The 11,324-nt window shown below is 37.4% G+C and carries 8 protein-coding genes; 7 read left to right on the forward strand and 1 reads right to left on the reverse strand.

The annotated features are described in order from the left end of the window. Window positions 1-20: 20 nt before the first annotated feature. Both QPL79_RS08730 and QPL79_RS08735 read left to right on the forward strand, forming a co-directional pair. Entirely contained in the window at window positions 21-308 is a 288-nt protein-coding gene (locus QPL79_RS08730) for a hypothetical protein (protein WP_285274431.1), read from the forward strand. A 39-nt stretch (window positions 309-347) separates the two neighbouring features. Next, entirely contained in the window at window positions 348-1,607 is a 1,260-nt protein-coding gene (locus QPL79_RS08735; RefSeq protein ID WP_285274432.1) for an RsmB/NOP family class I SAM-dependent RNA methyltransferase, read from the forward strand. 34 nt (window positions 1,608-1,641) lie between these two features. Here QPL79_RS08735 and QPL79_RS08740 read toward each other — a convergent pair whose 3' ends face one another. Then, on the reverse strand, window positions 1,642-4,764 hold the full coding sequence (locus QPL79_RS08740; RefSeq protein WP_285274433.1) for a beta-galactosidase: 3,123 nt from the start codon (window positions 4,762-4,764) through the stop codon (window positions 1,642-1,644). A 390-nt stretch (window positions 4,765-5,154) separates the two neighbouring features. Between QPL79_RS08740 and QPL79_RS08745 the strand changes: the two genes are divergently transcribed. The 5 genes from QPL79_RS08745 to QPL79_RS08765 all read left to right on the forward strand — a co-directional run. Further along, complete coding sequence (locus tag QPL79_RS08745; RefSeq protein WP_285274434.1) at window positions 5,155-6,147, forward strand: ABC transporter permease; 993 nt, start codon at window positions 5,155-5,157, stop codon at window positions 6,145-6,147. Next, window positions 6,144-7,079, forward strand: coding sequence for an ABC transporter permease (locus tag QPL79_RS08750; protein WP_285274435.1), 936 nt, complete (start codon window positions 6,144-6,146; stop codon window positions 7,077-7,079). Before QPL79_RS08745 ends, QPL79_RS08750 begins: the two co-directional genes overlap by 4 nt. Continuing rightward, the gene (locus QPL79_RS08755; RefSeq protein ID WP_285274436.1) at window positions 7,076-8,050 is read left to right on the forward strand and encodes an ABC transporter ATP-binding protein; all 975 of its coding nucleotides are present in this window, start codon (window positions 7,076-7,078) and stop codon (window positions 8,048-8,050) included. Before QPL79_RS08750 ends, QPL79_RS08755 begins: the two co-directional genes overlap by 4 nt. Window positions 8,051-8,055: 5 nt before the next feature. After that, window positions 8,056-9,030 (forward strand): ABC transporter ATP-binding protein, encoded by a 975-nt coding sequence (locus tag QPL79_RS08760; RefSeq protein ID WP_285274437.1) that lies wholly within the window; start codon window positions 8,056-8,058, stop codon window positions 9,028-9,030. A gap of 122 nt (window positions 9,031-9,152) precedes the next feature. Beyond that, a partial coding sequence (locus QPL79_RS08765) for an ABC transporter substrate-binding protein (RefSeq protein ID WP_285274438.1) occupies window positions 9,153-11,324 on the forward strand: 2,172 nt, incomplete at its 3' end.

Here is an 11,324-nt window from a genome sequence, read left to right on the forward strand (position 1 = left end):
TAAAAGCTTTTGGTGTTTTTATGTGGCTTTTGATACTGGCCTACGCAGCTGCAATATCAACTATGCTGTGGTACAGCAAGGCTGAGAACGACGTCTATGGATATAAGTACTTGTCTATGATTTTGTGGGGTGCAACAATAATGGTTTTCATTGATCATCTATATGGTTATTTCACAGAGGGTGGAGAGTTTATGGAGATATCAGTTGATGCTGCTGTACTAGGCTTTTCAATGCTTTTGATAGCAATCCTCATATGGATTCTCATAGTTTTTGTTAAAGACCCTAAAAAGGTTTTGCATAAAAGGTAATGTTTTTAGTTTTGCAAAACAATATTTTTTCGATTTCAAATGAATATCGATGTTATTGTGTCTGTACTTGCAAATGTGCTTTACACAATTTTGAGGAAGAAGGTTAGTAGTAGAAAGGCTTTTTCATATACTTGCAAAAGGTTTGGTTGTGGAAAAGCTCTTTTGGAGAGAGAGTTTCTGTATAAACTTAGCCAAGAGTTTGTCTCTAACTACTACAAGCTTTTGTACATTGTTGAGAGAAGCAGCAAAGTTAGGAATCCAAGCCACAGGTTATTGGCCAGAGCATTTATTTATATGTGGCTTGTTGAAAGAGGGGAAAGAGTTGATTCCAAGCTTAGAAAAGCTATTGAAAGAGATTTTCCAAGAATCAACGAGTTTATGCTTAACATTGATGAACCTTGGGCAATGCTATCATACCCCAAGTGGCTTTTTGACAAATTATCAACTGTTATGCCTATTGATGAAGTTGTTGAAATGTTGAAGGCTATGAATAAAAGGGTCTTGTGGATAAGAATAAACACTCTCAAAATAGATGTTGACAAGGCTTTGAAGATTCTTAGTGATGAGGGTGTTGAGTATGAAGCTGATAAAAATATTCCATTTCTCGTTAGAGTTGTCAAAACCAAAAAACCCATTAGAACACTTGAGCTATTCAAAAACGGCTCTATAATTATTCAAGACAAGGCAAGTGTTTTAACAGTGCTTGCTCTCGACCCAAAACCAGATATGCTGATATACGACTTTGCCGCTGCTCCAGGCATTAAAACATCTCTCATAATGCAGCTAACAGAGAACAAGGCAAGGGTTGTCGCATTTGACTTGTCTAGAAGAAGACTAGAAGCAATGAAAATGCTTTTGAACAGATACGGTGTTGACACATCCAGAATAGAGCTGGTGCTAGCTGATAGCACAAAGATTGCTCTTAGCAAAAAAGCTGATGCAATACTTGTTGACGCCACTTGCAGCAGTAGCGGAGCAATTTCAAAGGATCCAGCAATAAAAATTATTTTGAGAGATTCCAGAATACCACAGAAAATGAGTATTATACAAACAGAAATGCTTCTCAATGCATTGAAGCATGGGGAAAGAGTTGTGTATGCTGTTTGCTCTATCCTACCAGATGAGGGCGAGGAAGTAGTGGAAAAAGTTTTTTCAAAAGAAACAACACACAAACTTGTAGATCCTCAAATACCTGCATCAAGAGGATATCCAAAGTACAGCATATGGAACAAAGTCAGAAGAACCTTGCCACATATAGACAAAAGCGAAGGCTTCTTCATAGCAAGATTAGAGAGGTAAGTATAAAAAGAATTGAATTGTTAAAAATTTAGTCTTACTTTAGAATTGCAATTGTTTTTGCATGAACATAATATGGTTCAATACTTATGCCATCTACAGATGCTTTGCTACTTATTATGTGTAGCATTATTGCTATTGTGTTACTTCCTTTTTTAATCAATGTCTCTGGAATGTAAAACTCTGTTTGCGGACCCTCGTCAGCGTATCTACCAATGAATTGGCCGTTGAAGTATATCAATGCTCTAACACCACTAGCTCTAATCACTAGTTTAAGTGGTGCAACAGCATTTGATGGCTCTATGTGTACTTTGCCTCTGATCCAGACTATGTCTCCCTGTTTATTAACAAATGTTATTGGTAGTGTTGAGGAGTTCCAGGAGCTGTCATTGAAGTTTTCGCTAAACCACTTCTCATCTAGTCCCTGAGTACCGTATTTAACTTTCCAAGAGCCGTTCACAACTTTTTGATAAATCTTTATAGATGGGTATAGAGCGGGTCCCCACTCAATGGCTATAACCACTTCGTTTTCTCCTTCAACAAGATAATTCGTTATATCCACAGGGCCTGTGTATATACCAACAAACTTCTTGTTTACAAATAGCAATGCTCTTGGATAGTAATTAGCGTAGATTGCTTTTCCAAGGTCTAGTATGTATCGCCCAATCTTTTTATCTATGCTAAATTTCTTGATGTATACCCCTCCACCACGTGTTAGAGCATCAACAGATATTGCTTTCTCCAAAATCTTTCCACTTTCAATAAGCTTTTTGAGATCCTCTGGATTGTGTAGATACATAGACATGCTGAAGTCTTTTCCATATGGAGGTCTATACTCGGCATAGAGCCATTGTGTTAGCGGTATTTCAGCCACTTTCCCAAGATACACCATTCCCACAACTCCATTGGGGATATATACAATACCATCGTTTGTATGACCCATGGATTCTAAAACTATGTGCAACTTGTTCACACCCTCCTTCAAAGCAGTAGAAGCATCAACTTCAATACTGTGATAGTCAGAGGCTAGGGGAACACCATTCACCATGGCCGTTGCATAGTCATTGAAGTAGCTTATGTACATAAAACCATTTTTCAACTCCTTGAGATCGTCTCTACTCAAATTGAATTCTATTTCATATATTGAATATCCGTTGAACAGCATATTGTAGTACTCCAGTGGTTTTCCAGGCTCTATAGATACCCAGGTTTTTGGAATCTCCTCTCTAGCTACTCTCCACATACTATCAACACTTATCAACGGCTCCTCAAAACCTGTGCACAAAGCTGTGTCAATTGTACTTTCATACAATATTCCATACACATTAGCTACAGAGAATTCTCTATTACCTGAAACAATTTTTGATATTGGCTTGGGGGAGATAATTAGTAGTGGTCCACAGCTAGCATTATCAAGTTCTAATTCAATTGACAAACTGTTTTCAGTTCTTACAGCTGCGCCAACAAAATACGTATTTGAAACTAGAATTACTGGTGGCGCAACATCGTCTAGATACCATGTTCTATCAGCTCTGCTTCTAGAAACAGCTATAATGTAAAGCTCGTAGTCTCCAGACCTTAGAATAGCTATTCTATCGCTTTCACCATGAACATAGCTTAACACAATACTATTGTTACTTTCCTTCAATACATGCACATCTCTCACAAATGCAGCATCAATAGGCTCTTTAGATACAACAAGCATCTCACCAATTTCTAGAGAATCTCCATAAACTATCAAAACACTTCTCTTCTCAAATGATGCAATCATTAGAGGTTCTGATGATGTATAGGCTATTGTGAATGGTGTTCCTCTAACCTCAAAGTTTATAAGCATAATCTTTGCATTTCTCGCGGGTATTCTAACAACGTTTTGCTTTGGATACTCCCTACCACCATAAACTACCTTAGCTAGTTTGGGATACTGATCCAGGTTTCTCAAAACCACTAGAGCAAAGCCATCATCTCCTACTCTTGTAAACACATCAACTCCTGAAACCGTGGCCCTTGCACCATTCTCAACGGGCTTTGTTTTTGTTATGAAGTCATTGAATGTTTTTACAAAGTATGCAAACCTCTTTATTGTGTAGTATCTTTTTGAAAGCTCTCCCCACTCCCTTATAGCAGCTTCATAATCATATGTTGTTGTTATATACTTACCTGTGTAGTAACCCGGATTTGTACCACCATGATACATGTATATGCTTATACCATTTATCCCCATGCCAAAAGCTGTTTTCAGCAAAACCTCTGTCCACTCAGCTGGAAAACTACCTCTGTTCGTTGGTAGTGGTGCACCAAATGTTGAGAACCACCCACCCTCAAGCTCCATAAACATTTTTGGCATTCCTTTCTGCATCTTAAGATAGTTTTTAATCTTGTTATCAAATCCCTTCACATCCCACGGGGATGGATAATCATCAATTGTATTAATTATTGGTGTTCCCTCAACATACCAATCCTCATTAGTTATTATTGGAATATCGTTAACATATTTTCTAGCAATTTCATAGAGCTTCATCAGGAATTTTGTATCTCCCCAGAAATACTCATTCTCTATCTGAAGAAGTGCCACAGAACCTCCTCTAGGTACGGTATACCTGCTTATAATTGGCAAAACAGTTGAATACCACTTTTCAGAATACTTAATGTAGTTCTCATCCAAAGACCTTAAAATAACGTTTTTTGTATAAAGCCAGTTTGGATGAGCACCACTATCCCACTCAGAACAGATGTAGGGACCTGGTCTAGCTATGAAGTACATTCCAAGAGATTGAACAAGCTTAATATAGCTCTCCAAATCCCTGCTAAAAGCATTTGACTCATATGGCGATGGAGGCAAAGAATCGTTGAATATAACCAAATTCTCAACAGGTTCATGCCAATTCCAAGCAATATAGCTAGCAATACAATTCAAACCAGCTCTTCTAGCCTTCAACAACCTATCAAACCACAAACCCTTTGGAACCCTAAAATAGTGCACCTCACCACACATAAAATATGCTCTCTTTCCATTAACTGTGAAAAATGAGTCCTCGTATCCTACTCCCATAGGACCTCGCCTGTAGCTAACAAATACATACCCCAGGATTACAGCTATCAACAATGTGAATAGCAGGGAGACATATATAAGCTTTTTTGTATTCATATCTAGTTTCATCTACACAATCACCTATTGCATAGAACTGCATGTCTACAGATAAAAATTGTTATTAAAGTATTATATGGATTATTTTTTAAGGAACTTCACAAATGCATATCTCTAATGCTATAGTAGAGGAGACATAGATTCAAAACCTATGCAGTGCTAGAAGAATGCTAGATTGATGTAAGTATTTTCAATTCAATCTTAAATTAGATAACTAAGTTATTTTAATGCAGATTAAGTTATTTACTTCTTGTTATCTTTCACTAAATGTTATCTCCACAATTGTATGAACTACATCCTTATTACCTCCACACTAAGTTTTGCTTATTTAGACCAATACGATGTTACTTCATTAAACTTTTTAAGCAATTCTGTATAGCTGTAATGGTAAGGTGTAATAATTTGCATTGGATTGTAAAGAAAACATTGTTTGCTGCAATAACATGGTTTTTAGCAATAAGCATATCAATTTTGATTATTGTCTTAGCTCCTGGAAACCCTGCTCTCATGCTACTTACACAGTTTCTTCAAAGTGGCATGTCATATGATCGTGCACTACAAATGGTTGTAGCATACATAGGTTATTCACCTAATGAGCCTTGGTATAATATGTGGATGAAATATTTAAGTAATGTTATTACTGGAAATCTTGGTGTATCAATTGTTTATAGAACTCCAGTAGCTCAAATGATTGCTGGTGCAATTCCCTGGTCAATATTTTTTGTAAGCTACTCATTATCAATAACATTGGCTATAAGCATTCTATTAGGTTTAGCCTTGACATACTATAGACGCAACATTCTATTCACACGAACTACTACATCAATTTTAACAATATTAAATAGCATCCCTAATTGGATCTTGGCTGCAATATTCTTTGTATACATTGGTGCTCGGTGGAAGCTATTACCATATATGGGCCCATATTCTTCAAATGTGGTACCAGGGCTCAATGCACCATTTATACTAAGTGTATTACATCACTACACATTACCAATGTTAGTCATGGTTTTAACATCTCTTCCTGGCTGGACATTTGGCATGGCTGCTATGTCGTCAAGTGTTATTAGAGAGGATTATGTTGTAGCGGCAAGGGCAAGGGGGCTTCCTAGTAGAAGAATATTGACAGCATACATAGCAAAGAACTCTATACTTCCCATTTATGCAAATATAGGTGTTACATTTGCGTGGCTTTTGGTTGGCACAGTTTGGATAGAATCACAATTTCTATTGCCAGGTCTTGGAACACTGTTATCTGTAACCTCCTCTGCAAGAGATTACCCAGTAATGGTTGGAACATACGTAATAGTGATTACGGCTATAATTTTAGCTAATTTCCTTACTGATATCACATATGGACTAATAGATCCTAGGGCTAGGGTGGAAGAGCAATGAGCATAACCTCATTTTACAAATCTGATGTGATATCATCATTGAAGCCAATACTCAAAATATTAGCAAGAGGTCCTGCAAGAATATTCAGCCTATTCATAATATTATTGTATGTAGTACTTGGTATAGGGGTTGTAGTTGGGTTCATTCCTTCATTACCACCATATAAGGGTGGTTTAGAATATGTGTATCAACCTCCATCTACACGCGACTTTCCATGGTACATACTAGGAACAGAATACACAGGAAGACCATTGCTATTAACGCTAATACATGGTATTCCAAAAGCATTATCAATAGCATTTCTTGCTGCTATAATTACTGTAAGTGTGGGTATGGTGCTGGGTCTTGCTGCTGGTTATATAGGTGGATGGGTTGATGAAGCAATTTCTGTTGCTATAAATATTGCTCTCACTATACCAACCTATCTTCTAGCACTAATCATCCTCATGGTCATTCCAGAAGAGCTTAAGCAAAACATATTCATATTGGCAGGCATCTTAAGTATAACTGCATGGGCTTCTCTTGCTAGAGCTGTTAGAGCTCAGACTCTTTCTCTGAAGAGAAGAGAGTTTGTGGATGTAGCTAAAACTCTTGGTTTTAGCACATGGAAGATAATATTTGGTGAAATTATTAGATTCATTGCACCATTTCTAGCAATGAACCTGGTTCTTGGAATGGTTGGAGCAATATATGGATACACAGGACTGGCATTTCTAGGCTTTATGCCGATGACACCAGATAACTGGGGTGTTCAAATATACATGGCTATAAGAGGTGGTGGAGCTCTCTACTCTGATAAAGCAATTCTAGCTTTGTGGAGCCCAATAATAACTATTGTCCTACTTCAATACGCTCTCATAAACATAGCTGATGCCCTTGGAGAGGTCTTCAATCCAGCACTAAGAATAGGATTGAGAGGTGAAGAAACATGAGTACTCCAATACTAGAAGTAAAGAACCTAAGTGTATACTATAACAATGTAAAAGTTGTGTCAAATGTTGATATCAAAATATTTAATGGTGAAGTCTATGCCATTGTAGGTGAAAGTGGCTGTGGAAAAACCACAACAGCTAATGCCATACTTAGAATCTTGCCAGAGACAGCTCGAATAGATAGTAATTCCAGTATATTTTATAGCAAGGATAAGAAAATGATAGATATTCTTAAAATACCTGAAAAGGAATTCTCTCAAGAAATTAGATGGAGAGAAATTTCAATGGTTTTTCAAGGAGCTCTAAACTCTTTAAACCCAACCATAAAAATAAAGGACCACTTTATTGAAACAGCTTCTGCACATGGAATTAAAGACAAGAAGATTGTATTGGAAAGAGCAAGAAAATTACTTGAATCTGTGAAACTCGATCCAGATAGAGTCTTAAATCTGTATCCAATTGAAATGAGCGGTGGCATGAAACAAAGAACCTTAATAGCCTTGGCACTACTTCTCAATCCAAAGCTTGTAATACTAGATGAGCCAACAACGGCTTTGGATGTCCTGATACAAAGAGAAATTCTGCTCTTACTTAAAGAATTGAAGGAAAAAATGAATCTAACATACATCCTTATAACACATGACATTTCATTAGTTGCTGACATAGCTGATAGGGTAGGTATTATGTATGCTGGGAGAATAGTTGAAGAGGGGAACGTATATGACATTTTCTATAATCCTCTGCATCCATATACAATTGGTTTACTAAAATCTGTTCCAAGACTCAATGAATTTAAGGAAAATATTGAGACTATCCCAGGTAACCCACCAGATTTTAGGAGACTTCCACATGGATGTAAATTCCATCCAAGGTGCCCACTCGCTATGGATATTTGTAGAAGGGAAGAACCACCACTAATGGAATTTAGAAATGGTCATTTTGTTAGATGCTGGCTATATGCAAAGAGGTGAATGCTATGAGTGACAATGTGATAGAGGCTAAAAATATTGTTGTCAAGTTTTACATAAGAAGGGGGCTTAGAAGGATAGGGTTTGCAGCAGTAGATAATGTTAGCATAGCGGTTCCTAAGGGATCTATATTTGGTTTGATAGGTGAGAGTGGTTCTGGTAAAACAACATTGGGCAAGGTTACACTAGCTCTTATAAAGCCAACAAAAGGTGAGGTGCTGTTTCAAGGAAGAAACATTTTTGATATGGATAAGAAAGAGTTTAAGAAGTATAGAGTGAATGCACAGTACATACCGCAAGATCCTTACGCTAGTATAAATCCATATAAGAGAGTTAGAGATATTCTTACTGATATTGCTAAATATCATAAACTGGCGTTGAACAATAAAGAAGCTTTAGACATGGCTATAGATATTATGAATAAAGTTGGTTTAAATCCGCCGGAAAGATATTTAGACAAATACCCATTTCAGCTAAGTGGAGGAGAGAGGCAGAGAGTATCAATAGCAAGAGCATTAATGCTTAAACCAGCTTATATAGTTGCTGATGAGCCTGTTACAATGCTTGATGCATCTTTGAAAGCATCCATAGTTAAGACAATAAAGGATATGGTTAGAGAAATAGGCTCTTCACTACTGTTTATAACACATGAAATAACTCTTCTCCAGTTCTTCGGGCCATCAACACTTGTAGCAGTAATGTATCTAGGTAAACTTGTTGAACAAGCAACACTGAAAGAGCTGCTAGAAGAGCCTTTGCATCCATATACACAAGCATTGATATCAGCAATACCAGTACCAGATCCAAAAGCCAGAGAAACAAGAAAATTAATTCTGTCAGGTACTACACCATCTCCACTAAACAAACCACAGGGATGCCCACTAAGCAACAGATGCCCCTTCGCAATGGATATTTGTAGAAAAGAAGAGCCACAACTTAAACAAGTAAGTCCAACACATTTTGTTGCTTGTCACTTGCGATAGAAGTAGCAGCAAAATAAATAGTTTTAACGGTTCTATTTTTGAAGTTAAATTAGTTTAAATAATTTAAATTAAGAAAAAAATTTAAGGGGGTGCAAAACAACACCTATTATAGTGTGATAAAAATGTTAAAAAAGAAGAAAATGAAGTATCCAATAATAACTATAGTAATATTAATAATGGCTGTTCTTGCTGCACCTCTTCCCCTATTAACTGCTGAAGCTGGTGGCACATTTCATTTAGTTGCTTGGTATGTGCTGCCACCAACAATAACATGGAATCCGTTTGCAAGTGGAAGCGCAATAGGTGGTGCTCAGGGGCTTATAGGATCTGCATGTATAGCTCCTCTATATGTTTTCGAGGCTTATCATGGCTATTTGTTACCCATTTTAGCTAAGGATCTAAGCATTAACTTGGCTGAGGGATATCTCGAAGTTAAGTTATTTAATGACAACAAGTGGTTTGATGGCAAATCCACATATCCGTTTACAGCAAAGGATGTGTGGACATATTATACGATTCAATGGAAAATATTTAGAAACTTCCTTCCATGGCTTTTAGACGTTAGGATTGTAGATGATTATACCATTAGATTCTACTTCAATAAATCAATGATTTCAATTAGAGCACCATTATATGATCCAAAAACAGCAAAAGTTGATACATCTAAAATCTATGACTATAGTTTCACAACAAACTTTTGGTATCAAGGACTTTTCCAGTTGTTGACATGGGGAGTCTCAACACCATATACAATCTTCGGAAAATATGCAGAACAAGTAGCTGATATCCCCATTAATGAAATACCGACTAGACTTAACTTAACAAAACTTCAAAACGATATTAGAAACATGCCTATGGATACACCATGGTGTAATGGCCCATTCTGGCCAGATCCTGCGACATTAACAACAACTGGTGTTAAAGTAGTTAAGAATCCTGGTTATAGATGGTCTAAATACATCAAGTATAGTGGGGGTGAAATACTATTTGCCAGAGCTGAAGAGCAAATGGTTGGCTGGTTGATGGAAGGAAAAGACCTGTTGACATGGCATGGCATATCACCACTAGCATTAGCAGAAGTGGATAAGGCATCAACTGTGAAGGGAGCTTATCTAGAGGGTTTGGAGGTGCAAGGAATATGGTTCAACATACTAAAGTATCCATTTAACATAACAGAAGTTAGACAGGCCCTAGTACTACTTATAAACAGAACAGAGGCTGCAAAAGCATTTCCACCTGTAACATTAGAGTACAAAGATTTGGTTACAGGTATTCGAAGTTCTGCAGAATTACCTGATTGGATTAGGGATAATCTTTATGATTGGAGCTATAATCCTCAGAAAGCATATCAGCTTTTGCAAAGCGTAGGATTTAAGAGAGGACCTGATGGAAAATGGTATACACCAGATGGAAAGCCATTCCACTTTGAGGTAATGTGTGTATCTGCATGGGCTGATTGGGTATCACAAGCAAGCAATCTTGCTGCTCAGTGGCAAGCACACGGTATTGATGCTGTAGCAAATTGTGTAGATGTGGGTGTCTACAATACATTATGGAATAATCTCCAATTTGATGTAACACTACATTGGGATGTGATAAATCCAGCATCAATAGCAATGGCATATACAGGCTACTTAAATAGATATTGGGTTGCATGGTCTTATCTAGGTCAAATGTACATGAACTATACATGGCCAGTGCCGCTAAAGAATGGCACAACCATATATGTTAATCCATGGTTCGAGCAGCAAAAACTACAAGCACTTGTTCCAGGAACGCCAGAGTTTTGGAGCACTATAGCAAAGTTAACCTGGTTCTGGAACTACTACATGCCAACATACCCAATATGGGTATTCAGAAGAGGTTGGCAAGTAAGCATAGCAGAATCAAACTTTGCTCAATTATTAGGAGCACCAGACGACAAATTAGACGTTAAAGGGTACACACAGTATGCATGGGGTATAAGTAAAAGCTGGGTCGCTACAGCATGGTATTGGGGTATGTACTCAGTCTACGTATGGATGAGCTATGGAATACTAGAACCACCATCACAGCCACTTGCATGGCCTCCAACCACACCACCTCTAAATCCATATGAAAAATTACCATCGGAAGCAAAAATAATTAAAATTACAGAAATTGTGAAACCAGCTCCTACTCCTACACCAACACCTACACCAACTCCAACGCCAACACCATCCCCAACACCTACAATAGCACCTACAATAACAACAACTGTTACAACTGTTGTTACTCAAACAATTGAAAGAACTGTTACAACAATATCAACAATG

Source organism: Ignisphaera cupida (assembly GCF_030186535.1).
In the GTDB taxonomy this organism is placed as follows: Archaea; Thermoproteota; Thermoprotei_A; order Sulfolobales; family Ignisphaeraceae; genus Ignisphaera; species Ignisphaera cupida.

Excerpts from the sequence above, each read along its gene's own strand:
- QPL79_RS08730 (WP_285274431.1), top strand. The coding sequence starts at position 21 with ATGTGGCTTTTGATACTGGCCTACGCAGCTGCAATATCAACTATGCTG.
- QPL79_RS08735 (WP_285274432.1), top strand. The coding sequence starts at position 348 with ATGAATATCGATGTTATTGTGTCTGTACTTGCAAATGTGCTTTACACA.
- QPL79_RS08740 (WP_285274433.1), bottom strand. The coding sequence starts at position 4,764 with ATGAAACTAGATATGAATACAAAAAAGCTTATATATGTCTCCCTGCTA.
- QPL79_RS08750 (WP_285274435.1), top strand. The coding sequence starts at position 6,144 with ATGAGCATAACCTCATTTTACAAATCTGATGTGATATCATCATTGAAG.
- QPL79_RS08755 (WP_285274436.1), top strand. The coding sequence starts at position 7,076 with ATGAGTACTCCAATACTAGAAGTAAAGAACCTAAGTGTATACTATAAC.
- QPL79_RS08760 (WP_285274437.1), top strand. The coding sequence starts at position 8,056 with ATGAGTGACAATGTGATAGAGGCTAAAAATATTGTTGTCAAGTTTTAC.